The sequence below is a fragment of the Pseudomonas sp. TYF_14 genome (genome assembly GCF_043105275.1).
Classification (GTDB): domain Bacteria; phylum Pseudomonadota; class Gammaproteobacteria; order Pseudomonadales; family Pseudomonadaceae; genus Aquipseudomonas; species Aquipseudomonas alloputida.
The window spans coordinates 78,331-101,464 of sequence record NZ_JBICLK010000004.1; the positions used below are offsets into that span (position 1 = coordinate 78,331).

At 62.3% G+C, this 23,134-nt stretch carries 21 protein-coding genes; 13 read left to right on the forward strand and 8 right to left on the reverse strand.

Translation table 11 applies throughout. From position 1 onward, the window contains the following. Position 1: 1 nt before the first annotated feature. The 6 genes from ACF8O8_RS01260 to ACF8O8_RS01285 all read left to right on the forward strand — a co-directional run bounded on the left by ACF8O8_RS01260 (position 2) and on the right by ACF8O8_RS01285 (position 4,508). Complete coding sequence (locus ACF8O8_RS01260) at positions 2-724, forward strand: adenosylcobinamide-GDP ribazoletransferase (protein WP_014860997.1); 723 nt, start codon at positions 2-4, stop codon at positions 722-724. Between the two features lie 219 nt (positions 725-943). Further along, positions 944-2,059, forward strand: coding sequence for a glycoside hydrolase family 5 protein (locus ACF8O8_RS01265; protein ID WP_079732500.1), 1,116 nt, complete (start codon positions 944-946; stop codon positions 2,057-2,059). Positions 2,060-2,121: 62 nt separating this feature from the next. After that, positions 2,122-2,526 (forward strand): MarR family winged helix-turn-helix transcriptional regulator, encoded by a 405-nt coding sequence (locus ACF8O8_RS01270; RefSeq protein WP_010952736.1) that lies wholly within the window; start codon positions 2,122-2,124, stop codon positions 2,524-2,526. 62 nt (positions 2,527-2,588) lie between these two features. Next, positions 2,589-3,791 (forward strand): MFS transporter, encoded by a 1,203-nt coding sequence (locus ACF8O8_RS01275; RefSeq protein WP_121162079.1) that lies wholly within the window; start codon positions 2,589-2,591, stop codon positions 3,789-3,791. Beyond that, positions 3,788-3,910: a hypothetical protein gene (locus ACF8O8_RS01280; RefSeq protein WP_010952738.1), complete on the forward strand. Its 123-nt coding sequence runs from the start codon at positions 3,788-3,790 to the stop codon at positions 3,908-3,910. The genes ACF8O8_RS01275 and ACF8O8_RS01280 overlap by 4 nt, the downstream gene beginning before the upstream one ends. 46 nt (positions 3,911-3,956) lie before the next feature. Continuing rightward, a complete protein-coding gene (locus tag ACF8O8_RS01285; RefSeq protein ID WP_350298687.1) occupies positions 3,957-4,508 on the forward strand; it encodes a glutathione peroxidase in 552 nt (183 codons plus the stop codon). 135 nt (positions 4,509-4,643) lie between these two features. Here ACF8O8_RS01285 and ACF8O8_RS01290 read toward each other — a convergent pair whose 3' ends face one another. Continuing rightward, positions 4,644-4,904, reverse strand: coding sequence for a DUF2798 domain-containing protein (locus ACF8O8_RS01290; protein WP_070096274.1), 261 nt, complete (start codon positions 4,902-4,904; stop codon positions 4,644-4,646). 114 nt (positions 4,905-5,018) lie between these two features. Between ACF8O8_RS01290 and ACF8O8_RS01295 the strand changes: the two genes are divergently transcribed. Next, positions 5,019-5,948, forward strand: a complete 930-nt coding sequence (locus tag ACF8O8_RS01295) for a LysR family transcriptional regulator (RefSeq protein WP_392509135.1) — start codon at positions 5,019-5,021, stop codon at positions 5,946-5,948. Positions 5,949-5,990: 42 nt separating this feature from the next. On the opposite strand, the gene ACF8O8_RS01300 is transcribed toward ACF8O8_RS01295, so the two are convergent. From ACF8O8_RS01300 to ACF8O8_RS01310, 3 genes are all read right to left on the reverse strand, one after another. Continuing rightward, positions 5,991-7,271, reverse strand: coding sequence for an OmpP1/FadL family transporter (locus ACF8O8_RS01300; protein WP_014592083.1), 1,281 nt, complete (start codon positions 7,269-7,271; stop codon positions 5,991-5,993). 147 nt (positions 7,272-7,418) lie between these two features. Further along, entirely contained in the window at positions 7,419-7,901 is a 483-nt protein-coding gene (locus ACF8O8_RS01305; protein ID WP_003252489.1) for a hypothetical protein, read from the reverse strand. A gap of 249 nt (positions 7,902-8,150) precedes the next feature. After that, the gene (locus ACF8O8_RS01310) at positions 8,151-8,375 is read right to left on the reverse strand and encodes a hypothetical protein (protein WP_010952743.1); all 225 of its coding nucleotides are present in this window, start codon (positions 8,373-8,375) and stop codon (positions 8,151-8,153) included. 950 nt (positions 8,376-9,325) lie between these two features. On the opposite strand from ACF8O8_RS01310, the gene ACF8O8_RS01315 reads away from it, so the two are divergent. Continuing rightward, a complete protein-coding gene (locus ACF8O8_RS01315; protein ID WP_033726417.1) occupies positions 9,326-9,745 on the forward strand; it encodes a tetratricopeptide repeat protein in 420 nt (139 codons plus the stop codon). Positions 9,746-10,155: 410 nt separating this feature from the next. Next, on the forward strand, positions 10,156-11,529 hold the full coding sequence (gene rmuC, locus ACF8O8_RS01320) for a DNA recombination protein RmuC (protein ID WP_162490567.1): 1,374 nt from the start codon (positions 10,156-10,158) through the stop codon (positions 11,527-11,529). On the opposite strand, the gene ACF8O8_RS01325 is transcribed toward rmuC, so the two are convergent. Both ACF8O8_RS01325 and ACF8O8_RS01330 read right to left on the reverse strand, forming a co-directional pair. Beyond that, positions 11,501-14,980, reverse strand: coding sequence for a PAS domain-containing hybrid sensor histidine kinase/response regulator (locus ACF8O8_RS01325; RefSeq protein WP_010952747.1), 3,480 nt, complete (start codon positions 14,978-14,980; stop codon positions 11,501-11,503). The genes rmuC and ACF8O8_RS01325 overlap by 29 nt on opposite strands. A 126-nt stretch (positions 14,981-15,106) precedes the next feature. Next, a complete protein-coding gene (locus ACF8O8_RS01330; RefSeq protein ID WP_010952748.1) occupies positions 15,107-16,285 on the reverse strand; it encodes an MFS transporter in 1,179 nt (392 codons plus the stop codon). 181 nt (positions 16,286-16,466) lie between these two features. On the opposite strand from ACF8O8_RS01330, the gene ACF8O8_RS01335 reads away from it, so the two are divergent. The 4 genes from ACF8O8_RS01335 (at position 16,467) to ACF8O8_RS01350 (ending at position 21,460) form a co-directional block, all read left to right on the forward strand. Then, complete coding sequence (locus ACF8O8_RS01335) at positions 16,467-17,198, forward strand: GntR family transcriptional regulator (RefSeq protein WP_020189988.1); 732 nt, start codon at positions 16,467-16,469, stop codon at positions 17,196-17,198. Between the two features lie 94 nt (positions 17,199-17,292). Continuing rightward, a complete protein-coding gene (locus ACF8O8_RS01340) occupies positions 17,293-18,567 on the forward strand; it encodes an MFS transporter (protein ID WP_010952750.1) in 1,275 nt (424 codons plus the stop codon). 24 nt (positions 18,568-18,591) lie between these two features. Continuing rightward, positions 18,592-19,425 (forward strand): amidohydrolase, encoded by an 834-nt coding sequence (locus tag ACF8O8_RS01345; protein ID WP_049587235.1) that lies wholly within the window; start codon positions 18,592-18,594, stop codon positions 19,423-19,425. A gap of 157 nt (positions 19,426-19,582) precedes the next feature. Beyond that, positions 19,583-21,460: an MFS transporter gene (locus ACF8O8_RS01350; RefSeq protein WP_129933916.1), complete on the forward strand. Its 1,878-nt coding sequence runs from the start codon at positions 19,583-19,585 to the stop codon at positions 21,458-21,460. Between the two features lie 3 nt (positions 21,461-21,463). Here the strand turns inward: ACF8O8_RS01350 and sugE are convergent, their stop codons facing one another. Further along, entirely contained in the window at positions 21,464-21,781 is a 318-nt protein-coding gene (sugE, locus tag ACF8O8_RS01355; protein ID WP_010952753.1) for a quaternary ammonium compound efflux SMR transporter SugE, read from the reverse strand. Between the two features lie 217 nt (positions 21,782-21,998). Beyond that, positions 21,999-22,919, reverse strand: a complete 921-nt coding sequence (rdgC, locus tag ACF8O8_RS01360) for a recombination-associated protein RdgC (RefSeq protein ID WP_003252510.1) — start codon at positions 22,917-22,919, stop codon at positions 21,999-22,001. Positions 22,920-23,134: the final 215 nt, after the last annotated feature.

Here is a 23,134-nt window from a genome sequence, read left to right on the forward strand (position 1 = left end):
GATGTTGCCGTTCTGGATCGCCTTGCAGTTTCTCAGCAGCCTGCCGGTGAGCCTGCCGGGCATGCCGGCACCGCGTGAGGTAGGGCGTTCGCTGCTGTACTACCCGCTGGTCGGGCTGCTGTTCGGCTTGCTGCTGTGGTTGGCCAGTCATCTGCTACAGGGTACGCCGTCGCCGCTGCATGCGGCTTTGCTGCTGACGTTGTGGGTACTGCTCAGTGGTGCCTTGCACCTGGATGGCCTGGCGGACAGTGCCGACGCCTGGCTAGGTGGTTTCGGCGACCGTGAGCGCACCTTGCGGATCATGAAAGACCCGCGCAGTGGGCCGATTGCCGTGGTCACGCTGGTCTTGGTTTTGTTGCTGAAGTTTTGCGCATTGTGGGTGCTGGTCGGGCAGGGCATCGGGGCGCAATTGCTGCTGGCGCCGTTGATCGGGCGGGCGGCGATGTTGGGTCTGTTCCTTTGTACACCTTATGTGCGACCTGGCGGGTTGGGCCAGGCGTTGGCCGAACATATGCCCCGGCGCGCAGCAGGGTGGGTATTGCTGGTTTGTGTGCTGTTCTGCCTCTTCCTGGGCGGATGGAGCGTGCTGCTGGCGCTGGCGGTGTTTGCCTGGTTGCGGCATCTGATGTGCCGGCGCCTGGGCGGGACCACCGGTGATACCGCCGGTGCGTTGCTGGAGCTGCTGGAGCTGGCCGTCGTACTCGGTTTGGCGCTGGGGCTTTGAGCTGGACGGCCCTTTCGGGGCCGCTTTGCAGTGCTTTCGCAGCAGGCCATACGGGGGGAGGGGGCCAGTAACTTCCAGAAACGGTCCGGTAGCGCCTGCCTCTTGCTTGTCGGCGTATCCTCAGCCTCCCCCCAGCAACCAGGTAGGCTTCCCGTGCGTCACTGGATCTTTGCCAGTCTATTGGTCCTGTCCACCCTCCCAGCCACTGCTGCAGATCTCATGGCGTTCTGGGACACCCCACGCCACGGCGGCAACAGCTTCAACCGGCTGCCACCCGATCAAGCCTACTTCGATGCCCTGAGGGGGTACGGCGCCACATGGGTGCGGCTGTCGTACGACAAATGGCATCCGGTGAAACGTGATTTCCTCCTTGGCAGCGCCGATACCTATGAAGGCCTGTCCGACGCCGACCTGGCGGTGCTGCGTGCCACCCTCGACCGGGCGCACCAGGCGGGGCTCAAGGTGGTCATCGCGCCACTCTCGCTACCGGGTATGCGCTGGTCGCAAAACAACCAGGGCCAGTTCGATGATCGCCTGTGGCAAGACAAACGCTACTGGTCCCAGGCTGCGGCGTTCTGGCGAGATATGGCGCGCGAACTGAAAAGTCATCCGGCCATCGCGGCCTACAACCTGATCAATGAGCCAGCACCGGAGAAACAGGGTGGCCTGGCTGAACATGCCGAACTCGGGCAGATGCAGCAGTGGTATGCGCAAGCGCAGGGCGGTGCGCGCGATCTGCCCTTGCTGTACCGGCAACTGATAGCGGCCATCCGCGAAGAAGACGCTGATACGCCGATCATGGTCGATGCCGGCTGGTATGCAGGCGCAGACGCGTTCGGCTACTGGCCGGCGCCGCTGGAAGACCCGCGAGTGCTGTACAGCGTGCACATGTATGAGCCCTATGCCGCAACCAGTGCGCCGAACATGGCGCGCAAACAGCCCATCGCCTATCCAGGCCCCGTATCTTTTGCCGGGCAGACACAGCTGTGGGATGGGCGGCGAGTTGAAGGCTACTTGCGCCAGCCGCTGGCATGGGCCGAGGCCATGGGGCTGCCGCTTTCTCGTCTGGTGGTGGGCGAGTTTGGCTGCATGCGCAGGCTGCCGGGTTGTCGGCAGTACCTTGAAGATGTACTCGTCGTGCTGGATCGCAACCGGTTGCACTGGGCATTCTATAGCTTCCGTGAAGACAACTGGGATGGCATGGACTACGAACTGGGCACGGCGAAGGTGCCGTGGCGCTACTGGCAAGCGGTCGAGCAGGGCGCGCCGGACCCCTTGGCGCGCAAGGCGACGGTTGAGTTCGAGCCGATCCGCAGGCGCTTGAACCCGGACTGACGCTTCTCAATCTTTCGTGAAACTTCTTGCAACACTCCGTACGCGGGTATATACACGTATCCATGCTGACCAGTGAATGCATCTGTACCCACCTGCGTCGCGCCGCCCGCGGCGTGAGCCGGCATTACGACGAAGCCCTTGCCGGCTTCGGGGTCAATGTCGCCCAGTTTTCCCTGCTGCGGCACCTGCAGCGGCTCGACCGACCCAGCATCACAACCCTGGCCGAAGCCATGGGGCTCGAGCGCAGTACCCTGGGCCGCAACCTGCGTGTGCTGGAGGCGGATGGGCTGGTAGCACTGGGCGAGGGCGACGACCAGCGTAACCGCGTGGTGCTGTTGACCGCGGCGGGTAAGCAACTTTTGCACGTTGCCCACCCGGCCTGGGAGCAGGCCCAGAAAGAGCTGGTTGAACGGCTCGGGGTGGGGCAGCGGGATGAACTGGTGCGACTGCTGGAACAACTGGCCTGATTTGATACGACTATAAGCGGGTATATACCCGCAAACCTTGCGATGTGCTGGAGATAATGACAATGACTTCGGTGTGGCGAACCAGCGGATGGGTGTTGGTGGGGGCGGCCTTGATACTGGCGCTGTCTCTGGGCGTACGGCACGGCTTTGGCCTGTTTCTGGAGCCGATGAGTACTGATTTTGGCTGGGGGCGTGGGGTGTTTGCCTTCGCCATTGCCCTGCAGAACCTGATCTGGGGCCTGGCGCAGCCGTTCGCTGGCGCCTTGGCCGACCGGCTTGGCGCAGCGCGGGTGGTCATCATCGGCGGTATTCTCTATGCCGTCGGCTTGATCTTGATGGGCTTGGCTGATTCGCCCTGGTCGTTGTCGCTGAGTGCGGGCTTGCTGATCGGCATCGGCCTGTCCGGCACGTCGTTCTCGGTCATCCTCGGTGTGGTCGGGCGTGCAGTGCCGGCCGAAAAGCGCAGCATGGCCATGGGGATCGCCAGCGCCGCCGGGTCGTTCGGCCAGTTCGCCATGTTGCCGGGCACCCAAGGCCTGATTCAGTGGCTGGGCTGGTCGGCAGCGTTGCTGGTACTGGGCCTTTTGGTGGCGTTCATCGTGCCTTTCGTCTGTCTGCTGCGCGATCGCCCGTTACCCAGTCACGGTGCCGAGCAGACCCTGGGCCAGGCGCTGCGCGAGGCGTGCACGCACTCCGGCTTCTGGTTGCTGGCACTGGGCTTTTTTGTCTGTGGCTTCCAGGTCGTATTCATTGGCGTTCACCTGCCGGCCTACCTGGTTGACCAGCATCTGGCTGCGGCCACCGGTACGACAGTGCTGGCGCTGGTCGGCCTGTTCAACATCGTCGGTACCTTCACCGCTGGCTGGTTGGGCGGGCGCATGTCCAAGCCGCGCCTGCTGACCGGGTTGTACCTGCTGCGTGCGGTGGTGATCGTGCTGTTCCTGTGGGCGCCGGTGAGCGAGTTCAGTGCTTACCTGTTCGGTATTGCCATGGGCCTTCTGTGGTTGTCCACGGTACCGCTGACCAATGGGACCGTGGCCACCGTGTTCGGGGTGCGCAACCTGTCCATGCTCGGCGGTATCGTGTTCCTGTTCCATCAGTTGGGCGCGTTCCTGGGCGGCTGGCTGGGTGGGATAGTGTATGACCGCACCGGTAGCTACGACCTGGTCTGGCAGATTTCCATCCTGCTCAGCTTGCTGGCCGCTGCCCTTAACTGGCCGGTGCGCGAACGCCCGGTTTCACGCCTTCAGGCCCAGGCTGTATGAACCGCTACCTGATACGCGGCCTGTTGGCTATTGCCGCTCTGTTGCTGCTGGCACTGGTGTGGTGGGGCTGGCATCAGGGTGGGATGGCGCTGATGCAACTGGGCATGAGTGTGTGTTAGGCGCTACCCTGCAAGCTCAAGGATTGTCATGCGGGAGAAACGAGTCATGCGTGCACATTGGTTGACGGTGCCGGTGCTGGCCCTGCTTGCCAGTACATCGAGCTGGGCTGCAGATTGCCCTGCGTTGTTGCTGGGCAGCCTGCCGGAGTTACGCGGTAAGGGGCAGGTCGACCTCTGCGAGCGCTTTGCCGGCAAGCCGCTCGTGGTGGTGAACACTGCCAGTTATTGCGGTTTTGCCCCGCAGTTCGAGGGGCTTGAGGCGACCTACAAGGAGTATCACGAGCAAGGCCTGGAAATGCTCGGCGTGCCGTCCAATGACTTCAAGCAGGAAGACGCCGACAGTGAGAAGACTGCCAAGGTTTGCTATGCCAACTACGGTGTCACCTTCACCATGACCAAGACGCAGGCGGTGCGGGGCAAGGATGCGATACCGCTGTTTGCGGAGCTGGCCAGCCAAAGCAGTGCGCCGAAGTGGAATTTCTACAAGTATGTTGTCGATCGCAAGGGCAAGGTGATCGGTAACTTCTCCAGCCTGACCAAACCGGATGATCCTGCGTTCCGCGCCGCTATCGAAAAGGCCATTGCCTCACAGCCGTGACCAGGCTGCGCTTGCTGCGGCGTTGCTTTAAAGCGCGAGGCAGTTCAGGCGACGCAGATTGCGACTTCAGGAGGCCGTTCTCCTGAAGTCGCGGGATCGAGATCAAGCACAGGAAGTGGCTGGCTGCGGGTCACTTCACCGTGCATGCACGGTAATAGCCACCAACCGCACCACCACCGGCCGGACCACCAGCACACACACAAATGCCACCGGCATCGCCAACTGATAGGCCTTGAGCACATTGCCCAGATACTCAGGGGTAAACCCGGCATTGGCCGCCGTGATCACGAAGCACATCAACAGCGCCATGATCGACGACATGTAGAACGCGAAAACGTAGGGAGTAGCGACCGGGTGCAATTTACGTCGACTGCGCGACCGGGACAGATTGCTCATGCGAACTCCTGAAAGCTGAGTGGAAGCGCAGATTAGCAACCTGCGCGCCTACAGCTGTAGACCGGCAGCATTGAGTTCTTTATAAAGAAATTCTTACGAATCCAAGCGCTCACCATGGACCTGCTCAACGCCATTCGCTGCTTCATCAAGGTGGTCGAGGCCGGTAGCATCGCTGCCGGTGCCCGTATCCTCGGCCTCAGTCCGGCAGCCGTCAGCCAGAACCTGGCGCGGCTGGAAGGCCACCTGCAAGTTCGCCTGCTCAGCCGAACCACACGCAGTATGGCCCTGACGCCCTCTGGCGCCCAGTATTACGAGCGTGTAAGGCATATCGAGCGTGATTTGGCCCTGGCCGAACAGGCGGTGACAACACCCGACAGCGAGCCTCAGGGGCGGCTGTGCATTGCTTCGACCTCTGCCTTCGGGCGCCATGTGCTGGCGCCATTGATACCTGCTTTCAGTGCCCGCTACCCTTTGCTTTCGATAGAGTTGGTAACGACTGATCGTCGGGTCAATCATGCCCGTGAAGACGTTGACGTGAGCCTGCGCATTGCCCCACAGCTCGAAGACCAGCTGCTGGCCTGGCGCGTCGCCCGCATCCCATTCATTTGTTGTGCCTCACCCGGATACCTGCAAAATGCTGGTGTACCTGCCACGCCCGAGGCCTTGCGCGGGCACCGTTGCCTGGTGTTTCGCTATCCGGTGGATGGCCGCTTCTTGCGCTGGGGCTTCATGCGGGACGGCCTGCGCTTCGAAGCGGAATTCGGCAGTGTATTGATCAGCGACGATATCGATGCCCTGACCCAGATGGCCCTGCACGATGGTGGCATCACCCGTCTGGCCGAGTTCATCGTGCGACCGCACTTGGCATCGGGGGCCTTGGTGCCGCTGTTCGAATACTGCGACAGCAGCCAGGCTTACGCCCAGACCGAGCCCATGGACATCTACCTGTGCCTGGCCGATCGCTTTGCCATGACCACCAAGGTGCGCGCTTTCATGGACTACCTGCGCGAATGCCTGGGCGACAGCTGGCAAGTGCAGGCATGAAAAAAACCGCCACGAGGGCGGTTTTCATGTCACGCGCAAAAATCAGAAGCGGTAGGTGAGGGATGCACCGATACCGTGAGCGCTGTTCTCGTACTTGGCCTGGTAGCTGCCTTTCAACAGCCCTTGTTGTTGCGAGCTTGGCAGGTTGTTGACCTTGGTATCCTCTTCCCACAGATACGAATAGGCAACGTCGATGGTCATGTCATCGTTCGGGCTCCAGCCGGCACCAAAGCTGACCGCTTTACGATCGCCAGTCGGAATGCGTGGCGAGCGATCATGGTTGTTGGTGGGCGACTGGTCGACGGAGAAGCCTGCGCGCAGGGTCCACTCCTTGTTCACCTTGTAGGACGCACCAATGGCGTGGGCCCAGGTGTCGTGCCAGTTCTGCTCTTCGGTGATGGTCTTCAACGGGTAGCCTGCCGGCGCTTCGTTCTCGACGACGATGCTTTCCAGGCGGCTCCAGCGCGTCCAGGTGCTACCCGCATACAGTGTCCAATGGTCATCCAGTTCATGAGTGACCGAGAAGTCCACTGACTCTGGCGTCTTGATCTTCAGGCTGGCGTCGAACCTGCCGTTCAGGCCAAGCTGTGGAATCGGGTAGGAAACGCGGGTATTGCCTTCAAGCTTGTAGTCGACCATCGAGTGATAGGTCAGGCCCAGACGGGTACGGTCCGTAGCTTGCACCAGAACGCCGATGTTGTAACCGATCGCAGTGTCGTCGCCCTTGATCTTGGTCTCGCCATCAGGGCCATTGGGCCCCAGGAGGGCCTTGCTGCTCAGGTTCGAACCCAGTTCACCCTTGATACGGTTGATAGTCGGGCCAAAACCGATCGACACTTTGTCGTTGAAGGCGTAGCTGACGGTTGGCTGGAAGGTGACAACCTCGACCTTGCTCTTCTTGCCCCAGTAGCGTGCAGCGTCATCGCTGCCGTAGTCGGTGATCAGGCCATATGGCACGTAAACGCCGAAGCCAACGCTCCAGTGATCATCAATCGGCTTGACGTAATAGCCCATGGGTACGCCAACGAGAGGCACCATGTCACCATCGGTTTCCCCCCCGAAGTTGCTGCCTGGGCCCGATATGTCGGTCTTGGCGATGACGGCAGCGCCGCCCACGGTGAATTGTTCGCGCTTGAGGCGGGACATGCCGGCTGGGTTGCCATACACGGTGCTGGCATCGTCGGCAGAGGACGAGCGCCCCGCAAAACCGGTTCCCATGCCGCTGATACTTTGTTCGTTCAGCGCGAACCCGGCGGCGAGCAGTTGGCTGGAAGCAAGCGCAACGGCTACGCCGAGGGAGGTTTTGAGCATTACTTTTTTCATTATTAGAAAACTCCTTGGGATCTCCGGGGCGAAAAGCTACCAACAAATCACGCGCTGCGCTATAGGCTCAATCGCAGGAGTTAGAGCGGTTTTGTAGGACAATCCGACCAAAATTCCATTTTTTCCGGTTTGCTTGTAGGACGCGTCTCAAGATGCCTGTGGCAATTTCTGATCTATGCAGGCATGCCAGGCATGGGTGAAGTCGCGCAGACGACCCTGGGGGTTGAAAATCTGTCGCCAGATACGCGCCAGTGCCAGCAGATCGTCCGCCGCAGGCAATGGGGTGGCCTGCTCTTCGATGAGCATCCAGGCAATGGCAGTGGAATAGCGCAGATTGACGGTGAGCTCCAGGTGCGGGCCACCAAGGAAGGCATGCTGGCTGGCCAGGCCGCGGACCAGGCTGGCGAGGTCGGGGTCACGGGCCAGGTATTCGTCCCAGAGTGCCTGGTGACGATGTTCGCCGATGCGGTAGAGGCCGTGCCCGCGTCGGTCGTGCAGGGCTGAGCCGAGTGCTGACTGGCTGGCGGCGATACCCAGTAGCAAGGCTTCGGCGCTGGCGCAGTGACGGTTCAGGTAGACCAGGGTGGGTCGGATCACATACTGACACAATTCATTCGCCGCAATACCCATGATGCCCTCGAGCAGGTAAGGGCCGGACGGGCGCTGGAGCTTGGCAGCTGGTGAATGATCAGGCCCGCCGGGAGCGGAAAGCACCGCTCGAGTTGAAGTGTAGTGTGATAATCGTGGTGTAAAGAGCTGTTTTTAAATCGATTACTGCCTGATGCTCCGGGCTATATGCCCTAAGGCAATTACGCCAAAGGCGTTCAGGCAGTCTTGCGATCGGAGGATTCAGCGCTTGAATACCCCGGTATTCGCCGGTCACGCGGTGAGCGACTGACGCGTCCGGGCGATCACCGCCTGCAGCGGTTCATGGCGGCTGTACTGCTCGTGGTACAGGCGTTCGGTGTGGCAGGCAACGCCGTGTTCGTCTACCAAGGTAAAGCTGAAGCTGCCCTTGCGTGGGGCAACGATAAGGCACTTCAACGGCGAGAAGGCCTGGGAGAGGGTGCCAATGGCAGCCTGAATCTGATGATGAGTTTGCATATTGTTGGAGGTTCCTGCTTTAAACACGGGGGTTATGATCCGTGCATGATAGAAACGTTCCAGTGACGCCTTTATTAAGGGACGAACGAACCTGACTGGAACAGGGCAGCCAGAGGGGGCGCAATCAAATGTAGGCGCTTGGGCTGACTGGTAGGTACTTCGGAAGGCAGGCAGCACGCCGGGGCCAAGGTTCTAGGCCGTCGAGGTGGGATCCTGATCAATCTGTCATGTGATTCGTGCTTGCGCAGCGTAAGGCTGGCGAGGGAATCATTGAATGGGCCGGTCCTTGTTTCAGCAGGGACGCTCTTGGGGGGAGCGAGCCTGCAAGGACGCTTGCGGCCAGAATTGACTTTCAGCTTGGTACTAACGAGGGGCACCTTACCGGAAGCGAAGATGTTTGGCAAGCACTACGTTTGTTCAGGTGAGCCGCGCAGTATGGCGCGAATTTTCGCTGCTGGGAAGAGGGGGCAAATGGCCCAAATGCCGTCCGATGTGCCCTTTTCGTGCACCCAAATGGAGGTTTATGGTGCACTTGTTCACATTCGGGGCAGCGCTTGTAACGGCTTGGCAACACCACCCAGCAGCCTCGCCAATGCCTTGACTGCGTGGTTAAGTCAATGAAAAAAAACACTATTTTTAGCTGGTGAAAAAATCGTCAGTTTGACCAAAGCCCCCATTTCACGGGGGTTTGAGGGGTATGAGAGGGGGTTGTCCACCGAGTTATCCACAGGAACTGTGGATTGTCCCGAGCGCTTGCTCTAGCACGGGCGTGCCAGCAATGGGATGGACTGTCCGACAATCGCCATGCTCCAACAGACCGGTTGGTCATCCACCTGAAAACGTCAAGAAAAGATCATTGAATTTTTTTTCAATCCTTCAGAAATCGACAGGCCAGGGCGAAAAAAAAAGAGTAGAGTGGCGCGCCTTTCGAGTTACCAAACCTGTTGCTCATGAAGTTTCGCGGTAAACACCTTTCCAGCCCCGCTGCATCGACACCTGCACCTCCCGCCAAACGCTTTTCCCTGAAAGTGGCCCTGTGGTTGCTCGACAGTCCGCGCCTGGGCGACAACCCTCAGGTCAAGCACCTGGCCGGGCGCTTGTTGAAGCAGCCGGCGCGCCAAGGTGTGGTTGTGGCGCAGAGCCGCCTGGGGCAGATGCTGTGCCGAGATTGTGGCAACGCCCGTGACCGGCGTATAGGCCATGAGCTGCTGCGTCAGGCTGCCCGCGCAGGGGATCGGCGGGCGCAGCTGGAGTACGCCCGGCTGTGTCAGCACAACGAGCCGGAGCAGGCGCGCTATTGGCTTGAGCTTGCGGCAGGGCAGGGATCGCAGGAAGCGCGGCGGTTGCTGCGACAGTGGTTTCCTGCCTGAGCCTTGTTGCCTGCGCGGGCCCATTCGCGAGCAATCACTGATGTGTGTTTACCTCCGTGGTAGGAGCGGGTTTACCCGCGAATACGGTGGCGGCGGCAACGGTGGACGGCCGGTGGGGATTGGCCAGCAGGTCCGGCCTCTTCGCGGGTGAACCCGCCCCTACGGGCGACCGTGCAGGCATTACCTCTGCCTTCAGGCTTGCGCAGTGGGCTTGCCCGCGAAGAGGCGGATGCAGGCAACACACCCATCAGGCTGATAAGCTGCACTCAATTTGCATCAGAGCGTTCGGGGTAAGCATGACAGTGGATCTGGCCAGCATTCTGCTGGGCTTGGTGGCAGGCGCAATACCCTGCCTGGTGTGGGTCATGCAGGTGCAGCGCCGCCAGGGCGCACGGCAAGCTGAGCAGGCCTTGCTCGAAGAACGCCTCAATGCAGCCCAACTGGCCCAGGCTGGCCTGCAGGCGCAACTGGACGCCAGTCGCGACGAGGTCAGCGACCTCAGTGAGGCCAACGCCGTCAAGCAGGCCCAGTTGGCCGCCCAAAGCCGTGAGCTGGAGCTGCTGCAGATCGATCGCGACAACGCCCGTGATGCCGCCCACGCCTGGAGCCTTGAGCGCGCCAATCGCGAAGCCGAACTGCGTCGCCTGGAGGCGCAAACCGCGCGCCTGGACGCAGAGCTGCGTGAACAGCAGGAAAGCCACCAGCAACGCCTGGAAGACCTGCAGGAGGCCCGTGACACCTTGCGCGCCCAGTTCGCCGACATGGCCACCAAGATCTTCGACGAACGCGAGCAGCGCTTCGCCCAGACCAGCCAGCAGCACCTTGGCCAGTTGCTCGACCCGCTCAAGGAGCGCATCCAGGCCTTCGAAAAACGCGTGGAGGAAAGCTACCAGCAAGAGGCCCGCGAGCGCTTCTCGCTGGGCAAGGAGCTGGAGCGCCTGCAACAGCTCAACCTGCGCCTGTCCGACGAAGCCACCAACCTTACCCAGGCCTTGAAGGGCCAGAAAACCCAGGGTAACTGGGGTGAGCTTATCCTCGAACGTGTGCTGGAACATGCCGGCCTGGAAAAGGGCCGCGAATACCAGACCCAGGTCAGCCTGAAAAGCGCCGATGGTGAGCGTTTCCAGCCGGATGTGCTGATCATGCTGCCCGGCGACAAGCAAGTGGTGGTGGACGCCAAGGTCAGCCTCACGGCGTACCAGCAGTTCGTTGCCGGCAACGACGAAGTTGCGCTCAAGCAGCATGTGCAGTCGCTGCGCAGCCACGTCAAAGGCCTGTCGAGCAAGGACTACAGCCGCCTCGAAGGCCTGCACAGCCTGGACTTCGTGTTGTTGTTCGTGCCCATCGAGGCGGCCTTTTCGGCGGCCCTGCAGGCCGAGCCGAACCTGTTCCAGGAGGCCTTCGACCGGCAGATCGTGATTGTCAGCCCTACCACGTTGCTGGCCACCTTGCGGGTTATCGACAGCCTGTGGAAGCAGGAGCGTCAAGGGCAGAACGCCCGCGAAATTGCCGAGCGGGCCGGCTGGCTCTACGACAAGTTCGTGCTGTTCATTCAGGACCTGGACGAACTGGGCAGCCGCTTGCAGCAGGTGGACAAGGCTTATGCGGCAGCGCGCAACAAGCTGTGCGAAGGGCGTGGCAACCTGGTTAGCCGTAGCGAGCAGCTTAAGCTGCTGGGCGCCCGTGCCAGCAAGAGCTTGCCGGCAGACCTGCTGGAGCGGGCGCTGTCCGATGAGGCGCTGCCCGAGGTAGCGGTTACTGAGCCAGGCTCAGATGGCGATTGAGCAGGGCGCGCAAGGCCGCAGGCTTGACCGGTTTGGCCAGGTAGTCCAGCCCTGATGCATGTACCAGGGCGATGGTTTCCTTGCTGCCGTCGGCGCTGATCACTACACCGGGTACCGGCTCACCCAGCCGTGCTCGAAGCCAGCCCATCAGCCCGGTGCCGGTCTCGCCGTCGTCCAGGTGGTAGTCCACCAATGCCAGGTGCGGGCGCATGCCTTTGGCCAGCAGGGCTTCGCATTCGGCCTGGTTGCGCGCGGTCCATACCTGGCAACCCCAGCGGCTCAGCAGGCTGTTCATGCCGATCAGGATGCTGTCTTCGTTGTCCACGCATAGCACTTGCAGCCCGGCCAGTGGCTGGCCGCCCTGTTGTTCCACGGGCGTGCTTGGCGCCGCGGCGGCCTGGCGTGCAATCGGTACGCTGACGCGGAACACCGTGCCCTTGCCTGGCCATGAGCGCACTTCCAGCGGATGCCCCAGCACCCGACACAGACCGTCTGCAATGGCCAGGCCCAAGCCTAGCCCCTTCTCGGCACGGGTCTGGTGGCTGTCCAGGCGCTTGAACTCCTGAAAGATCACTTGCAGCTTGTCGTCAGCAATGCCCGGGCCACGGTCCCAGACCTCCAGCCACAGGCGCTCGCCCTGTCGGCGCGCGCCCAGCAGGATCGGGCTCTTGCCGTAGCGCAGGGCATTGGTGAGGAAGTTCTGCAGCACCCGGCGTAGCAGTTTCATGTCGCTGTCCACCCGCAGGCGGCTGCCGCGCAGGCGGAACTCCAGGCCTTTCTCGGCCGCCAGCAGCTTGAACTCGGCGCCCAGGGTGTCGAACAGTTCGTTGAGGGCGAAGGGTTTGGCATCCGGGGTGATCTTGCCGTTTTCCAGGCGCGAGATGTCCAACAGGTCGCTGATCAGCTCTTCAGCCGAGCGCAGCGAGCTGTCCATGTGCTGTACCAACTGCCGGGCCTCTTCGTTCATGCCCTCGGCCTGTTGCGACAAGGCGGCAGAGAAAAGCCGTGCGGCGTTCAACGGTTGCATCAGGTCATGGCTGACGGCGGCCAGGAAGCGGGTCTTGGAGTTGCTCACCGCTTCGGCCTGGCTCTTGGCTTCGGACAGCGCCTGGTTCAACTGCGACAGTTCGTGGGTGCGCTCCGCCACGCGTTGCTCAAGGCGTTCGTTGGCATCGCGCAGGGCCTGCTCGGCCTCGCGGAACGGGGTGATGTCGGTGAAGCTCATGACAAAGCCACCGCCCGGCATCGGGTTGCCGATCAGCTCGATCACCCGGCCATTGGGGAACAGCCGCTCGGAGGAGTGCGCGCGGCCCTGGCGCATCCAGTGCAGCCGCCGCGCCACATGCACCTGTGCCTCGCCGGGGCCGCACAGGCCGCGCTCGGCGTTGTAGCGGATGATGTCGGCAATCGGTCGCCCAACGCTGATCAGTCCGTCCGGGTAGTTGAACAGTTCCAGGTAGCGGCGGTTCCAGGCCACCAGGTGCAGGTTCTGGTCGACCACGCTGATGCCTTGGTTGATGTTCTCGATGGCGCCTTGCAGCAGGGCGCGGTTGAACTGCAGCACCTCACTGGCTTCGTCAGCGATGCGCACCACGTCTTCCAGTTGCATGTCGCGGCCTTCGATGGCCGCCTTGACCACCGCGCGGGTCGACGAGGTACCGAGCACCCCGGCCAGCAGGCGCTCGGTGTGCTCGATCCAGTCGCCATCGGCGTTCTGGTTAGGGTTGAAACCCTTGCCCTGGCGGTAGGCAAAGCGGATGAAGCTCTGCCGTGCGCGCTCTTCCCCGACAAAGCGCGAGGCCAGGGTCAGCAGGTCGTCGATCTGCACCGCCAGCAGCGGCTTGCTGCTGGGCCGCGCGCTGGTCTGCTGGCCAATGAACCGGCCGGCCTGCCAGTGCTCGGAAACCCGCGTGCGCGACAGCACCGAAACCCAGGCGAACAGGGTGAAGTTGCCCGCCAGTGACAGCACCACACCTTGGGTCAGTGGACTGATCGGCAGGTTCAGCGGGTTGCCGTGCAGCCACGCCAGGCCAGGGAACAACTGCAACGACCAGCCCAGGCTGTGCGCGGCAATCGGCAGCACCAAGGTGTAGAACCACAGGAAAATGCCAGCGGCCAGGCCGGCGAACACACCGCGACGGTTGGCCTGCTTCCAGTACAGCGCGCCAAGCATGGCTGGGGTGAGCTGGGTCACAGCGGCAAAGGCAATCTGGCCGATGGTCGCCAGGCTGGCGGTGGAACCCAGCAGGCGGTAGCTGACATAGGCCAGCAGCAGGATCACCACGATGGTTACCCGGCGTACCGAAAGCATCCAGTGGCGGAACGCTTCGAAAGGCCGCTCGGCGTTGTTGCGGCGCAGCAGCCAGGGCAGCAGCATGTCGTTGGACACCATGGTCGACAACGCCACGGCCTCGACGATCACCATGCCGGTAGCCGCCGAGGCACCGCCGATGAACGCCAGCAGGGCAAGGCTCGGGTGCGCCTCGGCCAGGGGCAGGCTGATGACGAACGAGTCGGAGATCACCGTGCCGGGCAGCAGCATCTGCCCGGCCAGGGCAATCGGCACCACGAACAGCGCGGCCAGTGCCAGGTACATCGGGAATACCCAGCGCGCCAGGCGCAAGTCCTGCGGTTCGATGTTCTCCACCACGGTAACGTGGAACTGTCGGGGCAGGCAGATGATTGCCATCATCGCCACGGCGGTTTGCACCACCATGGAAGGCCAATTGATGGTTTCTTTCCAATAGTCCTGCAAGTGGATCGACTGGCGGGCCTGGCTGAACAGGTCGTCGAAACCGTCAAACAGGTTGAAAACGATGAAGATGCCCACGGCAAGGAACGCCAGCAACTTGATCAGCGATTCGAAGGCGATCGCCAGGACCATGCCGCGGTGGTGCTCGGTCACATCCAGGCTGCGGGTACCGAAGACGATGGCGAACAGCGCCAGTACCAGCGATATCACCAGCGCGGTGTCCTGCACGCGGGTGCCGGTGGCGTCGGCGTTGGCGCCGATCAGCAGGTTCACGCCCAGTACGATGCCCTTGAGCTGCAAGGCGATATACGGCAGCACACCGACCAGGCAGATCAGTGCCACCACCACTGCCAGGGTCTGCGACTTGCCGTAGCGCGCGGCAATGAAGTCGGCGATCGAGGTGATGTTCTGCTGCTTGCTGATCAGCACCATCTTCTGCAGCACCCAAGGGGCGAAGATCAGCAGCAGTACCGGGCCCAGGTAGATGGGCAGGAACGCCCAAAGCTGTTCGGCGGCCTGGCCGACCGCGCCGAAGAAGGTCCAGCTGGTGCAGTACACGGCCAGCGACAGGCTGTACACCCAGGCACGCAGCTTTGGCGGCAATGGCGTGCTGCGGCGGTCGCCATAGAAGGCGATGGCGAACATGATGGCCATATAGGCCAGGGCGACCACGGCGATCAGCCCGCTGGACAACGACATGAAGACTCCGAAGCAAAAAGGTAACGCGGTCCCGATCAATCAGTCTGGCACGCAAGTGCCGCTTCGTCAGCGCAGACGATGGTTGTAGGAGCGGGTTCACCCGCGAATGGGCCGGAACAGGCAACATCAACCCCTTCGGGTACCCAACCAATAGAACACCCCTGCCAGTATCACCGACAACACCAGCAGGTAGAAGACTGCCCCCGGCCACAGGTGTACCAGTGCAAAACCCACCATCACCGGGCCCAGCGCCGCCCCCAGGTTGGACAGGTTCTGCGCGCCGTAATACACCCCGCGCAAGTGCTCCGGTGCGATCAGGTCGATAAACATGTACTCGGCCGGGATCACGATGATTTCGCCCAGCGTGAACACCAGCATCGCCAGGCACCAGGCCAGTACCGAGCCTGCCAGCGCAAAACCCAGCAAGCCGGCGATGAACAGGCCCATGCCGGCCAACAGCCACGGCATCAGGCGCTGGCGGCTGATACGCCGGCCAATCAGGTACTGCAAGGCAATGACCGTCACGGCGTTGGTGGTGACCAGATAGCCGATCAGCCGTGCCGCTTCGGCCGGGTTGCTGGTGACCACCAGGTACTGGGACAGGTAGGCGGTGAACTGGCCGAACACTACCGCGCTCAGCACCCCGCCCACGGTAAAGCACACCAGCCGACGATCCCGCGCCAGCCCCAGCGCCACTTGGCCGAAGCCGGCCGCAGGTTTGTCCGGCGCGCTGGCCTGCAGGCTGCGATCACCCAGGCGCCAATAAGCCAGGCACATGGCCAGGCCAAGCAGCGCAGAGGCGAGGAACGGCACATGGTCGTTCAGTTCAAGCATGGCCACGCCCAGCAACGGGCCGGCGGCGTAGCCGACGTTGCTGAGGGTGTACTTGATGGCGAATACCTCGGCCCGCTCATCCACCGGCAGTAACGCGCAGAAGCCTGCCTTGGCGGCGATGTCGACCACTGCCAGGGCCAGGTTGATCAACACCAGACAAAAGAAGAACGGCAGTGCCGAACGGCTGGCGACCGCGCCGACGAAGGCCAGGGCGAACAGCAGGGTACTGGCGCTGACCAGCGTGTGGTTGCTCAAGGTGTCGACCAGATGACCACCGTACAGACTCAATAGCGAGGCAACGATCAGCGCGCCACCGATCAGCAGGCCGATCTGGCTGATCGGCAGCTGGAAATTGTCAGCCAGGTAAACCACCAGGTAGGGCAGGGTGAGGGCGCGGGCGACGGTAAGCGTGAAGGTGGTGGTGAGCAGCAGGCGAACGGTGTGCGGGTAGCGTTTTATGGCGGCGAGCATTGCCACGTCCTTGTTGTGCGGGTTTGCCGAGCACAAGCATAAGCCACATGCGGTCCTCCCGACACAAGGCTGTTTCGCCTACCAAAGGGCGACAGGCGGAGGATTGACAGCCCGACAGGCTCAGGGAATACTCTCGAAAAATTCATATATATGTTTATATAACAAGACGAGAGCGAGACCCATGCACCCATTGACCGGTGATGCTCGACTGCCCCGCTACCAACAACTGCGCGACCACATGGTCGCGCAAATTGCCAACAACCGCTGGCGCCCGGGGGAAGCGATCCCGACCGAGGCAGCCTTGGCCACCGAGTTCGACCTGTCGATCGGTACCGTGCGCAAGGCCGTCGATGTCCTGGTGGCCGAAGGCGTGCTGGAGCGCCAGCAGGGCCGCGGCACCTTCATTCGCCGCCCACAGTTCCAGTCGTCGCTGTTCCGCTTCTTCCGTTTCGAGGCCGCCAATGGCGAGCGCATAGTGCCGGAAAGCCGCATTCTCTCCATCGAGTCGCTGCCGGCGCCTTCCGCGGTGGCCGAGGCATTGGGCCTGGCAGGGGAGGCAGAAGTGATCCGCATCATTCGCACACGTCTGCTCGGCGCCCAGCCGGTGCTGGCCGAAGAAATCTGGCTGCCGCGCCAAACCTTCCAGCCGCTGCTGGACGTGGATCTGAACAGCGAGGGCCCGCTGCTGTACCCGATCTACGAAGCGCTGTGCGGTCAGGTGGTCGCCTACGCCGAAGAAACCCTGACCGCCGAAGCGGTCGACGCGGTGCATGGCCGCTTGCTGCAACTGCCGGCCGACAGCCCGGTGGTCGTGATCGAGCGCCTGGCCCGCGATTACGCCGGCAAACCTCTGGAATGGCGCCGCTCGCGCGGCCATGCGCAGCACTTCCGCTACCGCATCGACATTCGTTAAACCGGTCGCTTCACCCTTCACCTGTCTGCGCCGTGCTGCCACGGCGCAGTGGCTTCGCCTGCCCGTCACACCCACGACTAGAAGGATAACAATCATGTTCAGCTGGTATCGCGAGATCACCTCACGGGAACGCAAGACATTCTGGGCCTGTTTCGGCGGCTGGTCGCTCGATGCGCTGGAAGTGCAGATGTTCGGCCTGGCCATCCCCGCGCTGATCGCCGCGTTCTCCCTGACCAAGGGCGATGCCGGCCTGATCAGTGGCCTGACCCTGGTGACCTCGGCAATCGGCGGCTGGCTGGGTGGCACACTGTCCGACCGCTATGGTCGCGTGCGTACCCTGCAATGGATGATTCTCTGGTTTTCGTTCTTCACCTTTCTTTCGGCGTTCGTCACCGGCTTCTACCCGTTGCTGTTCGTCAAGGCCATGCAAGGCTTTGGCATCGGTGGCGAATGGGCAGCCGGCGCTGTGCTGATGGCCGAAACCATCAACCCGAAGTATCGCGGCAAGGTCATGGGTACAGTGCAGAGTGCCTGGGCTGTGGGGTGGGGCCTGGCGGTGGCATTGTTTATGCTGATCTACTCGCTGGTGCCGCAGGAGTTTGCCTGGCGGGTGATGTTCTTCGTCGGTCTGCTGCCATCGCTGCTGATCATTTGGGTACGCCGCAACGTGCCTGAGCCGGACAGCTTCCAGCGCCTGCAGAAAGAAAAAGCCATCCCTTCCAGCTTCTTGCAGTCGATGGCTGGCATCTTCCGCCCTGAACTGCTGCGTGTGACCCTGCTGGGCGGCTTGCTCGGCCTGGGTGCCCACGGTGGCTACCACGCGGTGATGACCTGGTTGCCGACCTTCCTCAAGACAGAGCGCAACCTTTCGGTGCTGAACTCGGGCGGTTACCTGGCGGTGATCATCCTGGCCTTCTGGTGCGGCTGCGTGGTCAGCGGCCTGCTGATAGACCGTATTGGCAGGCGCAAGAACATCCTGCTGTTCGCCCTGTGCTGTGTACTGACCGTGCAGGCCTACGTGTTCTTCCCGCTGACCAATACGCAGATGCTGTTCCTCGGCTTCCCGCTGGGCTTTTTCGCCGCCGGCATCCCGGCCAGCCTGGGTGCGTTTTTCAATGAGCTGTACCCGGCTGACGTGCGCGGCGCCGGGGTGGGCTTTTGCTACAACTTCGGTCGCGTGCTGTCGGCCGTGTTCCCGTTCCTGGTCGGGCACATGAGCGAGTCGATGTCGCTGGGCAGTGCCATCGGCATCGATGCCGGCATCGCCTATGGCGTTGCGGTGATTGCAGCCCTGTGCCTGCCCGAAACCCGTGGCCGCAACCTTGAATCTGCACCTGCGCCGGAAACGGCCGGTGCCGTCGCCAAGTAACCTGAACCTGTTTGTATGAGAACCATGCCCGACGCACCCGCTTTGCACCTGACTGCCATCGACAGCCACGCCCACGTGTTCAGCCGTGGGCTGAACCTGGCCAGCCAGCGGCGTTATGCGCCCAACTACGATGCGCCGCTGGGCGACTACCTGGGCCAACTGCGGGCCCATGGTTTCAGCCATGGCGTACTGGTCCAGCCCAGCTTCCTGGGTACCGACAACCGCTACCTGCTCAGCGCCTTGCAGACCGTGCCAGGGCAACTGCGCGGGGTGGTGATGCTGGAGCGGGATGTCGAGCAGGCGACCTTGGCGGAAATGGCCCGATTGGGAGTCAGGGGGGTACGCCTCAACCTCATGGGGCAAGACATGCCTGACCTGACCGGCGCGCAGTGGCGGCCCCTGCTGGAGCGCATCGGCGAGCAGGGTTGGCACGTGGAACTGCACCGTCAGGTGGCGGACATTCCAGTGCTGGTGCGGGCATTGCAGCCCTATGGGCTGGACATCGTGATTGACCATTTCGGCCGCCCGGATGCCCGCCGTGGCCTGGGCCAGCCGGGGTTTGCCGAACTGCTGACCCTGAGCGGTCGGGGCAAGGTGTGGGTGAAGGTGTCCGGCATCTACAGGCTGCAGGGCTCGCCGGAGGAGAACCTGGCATTCGCCCGTCAGGCGCTGTGCGCGCTGGAAGCCCATTACGGCGCAGAGCGGTTGATGTGGGGCAGTGACTGGCCGCATACCCAGCATGAGTCGGAGGTCAGTTTCGGCAGCGCTGTCGAACAGTTCGAGGCCTTGGGTTGTTCAGCGCAGTTGCGCCAGGCACTGTTGCTGGATACCGCGCGGGCGTTGTTTGGCTTCGAGTGACCTAGCGCCAGTGCTGCAACTGCCAGCAGGTCCTTGAACGCAAGCTTGCGTGGTCATGCCTGAGCCGGTGCTTGCCAGCCAGCGCATTTCCCATGCAGATTTGTGGCCCGGCGCGCTTGGCGAGCCTCCAATTGAAAAGCCCTCAGGACCAAGGACGATGAGTCACTCTTCGCAATTCACCTTGCTCGGCAAGCGGCGTTTCCTGCCGTTCTTCATCACTCAGTCGCTGGGTGCCTTCAACGACAACCTGTTCAAGCAGTCGCTGATCCTGGCGATTTTGTTCAAGCTCAGCCTGGGCGATGGTGACCGATCGATCTGGGTCAACTTGTGTGCCTTGCTGTTCATACTGCCGTTTTTCCTGTTTTCGGCGCTGGGCGGGCAGTTTGGCGAGAAGTTCGCCAAGGATGCGCTGATCCGGGCAATCAAACTGGCCGAAATCGTGATCATGGCGATTGGTGCACTGGGCTTTGTCACCAACCATCTGGCGCTGATGCTGGTGGCGCTGTTCGGTATGGGAACCCACTCGGCGCTGTTCGGCCCGGTGAAGTATTCGATCCTGCCGCAGGCCCTGCGCGAGGAAGAGCTGGTGGGCGGTAACGGGCTGGTGGAAACCGGCACCTTCCTCGCCATCCTCGCCGGCACCATCGGCGCGGGCATGATGATGTCGGCCGACAGCTACGCAACGGTGGTAGCCGGTGGCGTGGTCGGCACGGCGGTACTCGGCTACCTCGCCAGCCGCTGGATCCCTCGGGCGGCTGCCGCCTCGCCGCAGATGCCGCTGGACTGGAACATCTTCAAGCAGTCGTGGGTGATCTTGCGCATGGGCCTGGGCCAGCCGCCGGCGGTGTCGCGCTCGATCGTCGGCAACTCGTGGTTCTGGTTTGTCGGCGCCATCTACCTCACGCAGATCCCGGCCTATGCCAAGGATTGGCTGCACGGTGATGGCACGGTGGTGACCCTGGTGCTGACCCTGTTCTCGGTGGGCATTGCCCTGGGCTCGCTGTTGTGCGAGCGGCTCAGTGGACGCAAGGTGGAAATCGGCCTGGTGCCGTTCGGCTCGTTCGGCCTGACCCTGTTCGGCCTGCTGTGGTGGTGGCACTCCGGTGATGTACCGGCTGCAGCAGCGCCGCACGACTGGCTGGCACTGCTGGGCATGAGCCAGGCCTGGTGGATCTTGCTGTCGATCATTGGCCTGGGTGTGTTCGGCGGCTTCTACATCGTACCACTGTATGCGTTGATCCAGGCCCGCACGGCCGAGGACGAGCGCGCCAGGGTGATCGCGGCCAACAACATCCTCAATGCCTTGTTCATGGTGGTGTCGGCGGTGCTCACCATCATCCTGCTAGGCGTGGCCAAGCTGAGCATCCCGCAGCTTTTCCTGGTGGTGTCGCTGCTCAATATCGCGGTCAACACCTATATCTTCAGGATCGTGCCCGAGTTCACCATGCGTTTCCTGATCTGGCTGCTCAGCCATTCGATGTACCGCGTGCAGCACCGAGACCTTGAGCGCATCCCCGACGAAGGTGCAGCGTTGCTGGTGTGCAACCACGTGTCGTTCGTCGATGCGTTGCTGCTGGGCGGGGCTATCCGCCGGCCGATCCGCTTTGTCATGTACTACAAGATCTACAACCTGCCGGTGCTCAACTTCGTGTTTCGCACTGCCGGTGCCATCCCGATTGCCGGGCGTAACGAAGACCAGGCGACGTACGAGCGGGCCTTCGCGCGCATTGCCGAATACCTGGCGGATGGTGAACTGGTGTGCATCTTCCCGGAAGGCAAGCTGACGGGCGATGGCGAAATCGATGTCTTCAAGGGTGGGGTCAGCCGCATCCTCGAAGAAACGCCGGTACCGGTGATTCCGCTGGCCTTGCAGGGGTTGTGGGGTAGCTTCTTCAGCCGCGACCCGGCCAAGGGCTTCTTCAAGCGCCTGTGGTCGCGGGTGACCATCGTGGCAGGCGCCGCCGTCCCGGTGGAGGCGGCGCAGCCTGAGGTGTTGCGCGAACAGGTCAGCCGCCTGCGCGGCCCTCTGCGATAGGGGTTAGCTGGCGCTGACTTTCAGGCCGACAAGGCCGCAGACGATCAGCGCCACACTGACCAGCCGCACCAGGGCCATGGACTCGCCGAACAGAATGATCCCGGCGATGACCGTACCGACTGCGCCTACGCCGGTCCAGATGGCATAGGCGGTGCCCAGCGGCAACTCCTTCATGGCCAGGCCCAGCAGGCCCAGGCTGATGACCATGGCGCCGACGGTAAGGACAGTGGGTAGCGGTCGAGTGAAACCGTCGGTGTATTTGAGGCCGACGGCCCAGCCAACCTCGAACAGGCCGGCGAAAAACAGGATGATCCAGGACATGAGTGTGTCTCCATCGTTTGAATGATGGGGCCGTCCCCGGAGTGGTCACGCGGTGCGTCGTGAGGTCGTCCTCACCGTGGGCACCATGGTGCCTGTCTGCGGCCTTGCGGGCAAGACCGCGCCTGCAAGGGGTTACCACTTGCAGGCGCGGGTTTACCCGCGAAGAGGCCGGTGCTGGCAGAAAACGATTCAGGCCAGCACCGGCATTTCATACCAATCAGACCCCTTGCGGGATCTCTTCCCCACCCAGCGCCTCGAACAGCACCGGCAGGAATTCGGCAAAGGTCATCATCATCAGCTGGAAGCTGGCATCGAACTGCTGCGCAGCCTCATCGCCACCGTCCTGCTCGGCCTGCTCCTGCAGCAGCTCTTCGAACTTCAGGCGCTTGATGACCATCTTGTCGTCGAGGATGAACGACAGCTTGTCTTGCCAGGCCAGGGCCAGCTGGGTCACCACTTTGCCGGTGCTCAGGTGCAGCTGGATCTCTTCGCCGGTCAGGTCCTGGCGCTTGCAGCGCACGATACCGCCATCTTCGGCGGTGTCGCGCAGTTCGCACTCGTCCAGCACATAGAAGCCTTCGGCGGCTTGCTGCGATTTGACCCAGTCGGTCATGGTGGCCACTGGCGCAATCTTCACCGTGGCCGGGCGCACGGGCAGCGAACCCATCACTTCACGCAGGGTCGACAGCAGGTCTTCGGCGCGCTTGGCGCTGGCCGAGTTGACCAGGATCACGCCCAGGCGCGGGGCAATGGCAGCGAAAATCATCGAGCGGCGGATGAACGCACGCGGCAGGAACGCCTGGATGATTTCGTCCTTGATCTGGTCGCGTTCCTTTTTATAGACCTTGCGCATTTGCTCGGTCTCGATCTCTTCGACCTTCTCCTTGACCGCGTCGTTGACCACGCTGCTCGGCAGGATGCGTTCTTCCTTGCGCGCGGCAATCAGCAGGTACTCGCCGCTGACATGCACCAGGGGAGCGTCTTCGCCTTTGCCGAACGGCGCGACGAAACCATAAGTGGTCAGCTCCTGGCTGGCGCAGGGGCGGGCCGGCTTGCTGGCCAGGGCGGCTTCCAGCGCTTCAGGCTCGAACGGAACTTCCTGGGTCAGGCGGTAGGTCAGCAGGTTCTTGAACCACATGAGGGGCAATCTCTCCTTAATGCATAAGGCGGGCATTATTCTCCGAGCGGTGAATTCAGGCCAGCCCTGTCAGAGGGCCAGCAGTGGCTTATGCATGAAAGAATCGCCCGACAACGCTAGGTCTTTGAAAGGCCTGAGGTTTTTTTTGCAAAAAGTTTAAAAAGTGCTTGCCAGGGTGCGGGGCGCTCCGTAGAATGCGCGCCACACCGAGACGA

What these genes read in the sequence shown, in the direction of transcription:
- ACF8O8_RS01310 (WP_010952743.1), bottom strand. Translation starts at nt 8,375, where the DNA reads ATGCAAACTCATCATCAGATTCAGGCTGCCATTGGCACCCTCTCCCAG.
- ACF8O8_RS01275 (WP_121162079.1), top strand. Translation starts at nt 2,589, where the DNA reads ATGACTTCGGTGTGGCGAACCAGCGGATGGGTGTTGGTGGGGGCGGCC.
- ACF8O8_RS01265 (WP_079732500.1), top strand. Translation starts at nt 944, where the DNA reads ATGGCGTTCTGGGACACCCCACGCCACGGCGGCAACAGCTTCAACCGG.
- ACF8O8_RS01315 (WP_033726417.1), top strand. Translation starts at nt 9,326, where the DNA reads ATGAAGTTTCGCGGTAAACACCTTTCCAGCCCCGCTGCATCGACACCT.
- ACF8O8_RS01270 (WP_010952736.1), top strand. Translation starts at nt 2,122, where the DNA reads ATGCTGACCAGTGAATGCATCTGTACCCACCTGCGTCGCGCCGCCCGC.
- ACF8O8_RS01325 (WP_010952747.1), bottom strand. Translation starts at nt 14,980, where the DNA reads ATGTCGTTGTCCAGCGGGCTGATCGCCGTGGTCGCCCTGGCCTATATG.
- sugE (WP_010952753.1), bottom strand. Translation starts at nt 21,781, where the DNA reads ATGTCCTGGATCATCCTGTTTTTCGCCGGCCTGTTCGAGGTTGGCTGG.
- ACF8O8_RS01280 (WP_010952738.1), top strand. Translation starts at nt 3,788, where the DNA reads ATGAACCGCTACCTGATACGCGGCCTGTTGGCTATTGCCGCTCTGTTG.
- ACF8O8_RS01300 (WP_014592083.1), bottom strand. Translation starts at nt 7,271, where the DNA reads ATGAAAAAAGTAATGCTCAAAACCTCCCTCGGCGTAGCCGTTGCGCTT.
- ACF8O8_RS01330 (WP_010952748.1), bottom strand. Translation starts at nt 16,285, where the DNA reads ATGCTCGCCGCCATAAAACGCTACCCGCACACCGTTCGCCTGCTGCTC.
- ACF8O8_RS01285 (WP_350298687.1), top strand. Translation starts at nt 3,957, where the DNA reads ATGCGTGCACATTGGTTGACGGTGCCGGTGCTGGCCCTGCTTGCCAGT.
- ACF8O8_RS01340 (WP_010952750.1), top strand. Translation starts at nt 17,293, where the DNA reads ATGTTCAGCTGGTATCGCGAGATCACCTCACGGGAACGCAAGACATTC.
- ACF8O8_RS01350 (WP_129933916.1), top strand. Translation starts at nt 19,583, where the DNA reads ATGAGTCACTCTTCGCAATTCACCTTGCTCGGCAAGCGGCGTTTCCTG.
- rdgC (WP_003252510.1), bottom strand. Translation starts at nt 22,919, where the DNA reads ATGTGGTTCAAGAACCTGCTGACCTACCGCCTGACCCAGGAAGTTCCG.
- ACF8O8_RS01305 (WP_003252489.1), bottom strand. Translation starts at nt 7,901, where the DNA reads ATGGGTATTGCGGCGAATGAATTGTGTCAGTATGTGATCCGACCCACC.
- ACF8O8_RS01290 (WP_070096274.1), bottom strand. Translation starts at nt 4,904, where the DNA reads ATGAGCAATCTGTCCCGGTCGCGCAGTCGACGTAAATTGCACCCGGTC.
- ACF8O8_RS01295 (WP_392509135.1), top strand. Translation starts at nt 5,019, where the DNA reads ATGGACCTGCTCAACGCCATTCGCTGCTTCATCAAGGTGGTCGAGGCC.
- ACF8O8_RS01345 (WP_049587235.1), top strand. Translation starts at nt 18,592, where the DNA reads ATGCCCGACGCACCCGCTTTGCACCTGACTGCCATCGACAGCCACGCC.
- ACF8O8_RS01335 (WP_020189988.1), top strand. Translation starts at nt 16,467, where the DNA reads ATGCACCCATTGACCGGTGATGCTCGACTGCCCCGCTACCAACAACTG.
- ACF8O8_RS01260 (WP_014860997.1), top strand. Translation starts at nt 2, where the DNA reads ATGTTGCCGTTCTGGATCGCCTTGCAGTTTCTCAGCAGCCTGCCGGTG.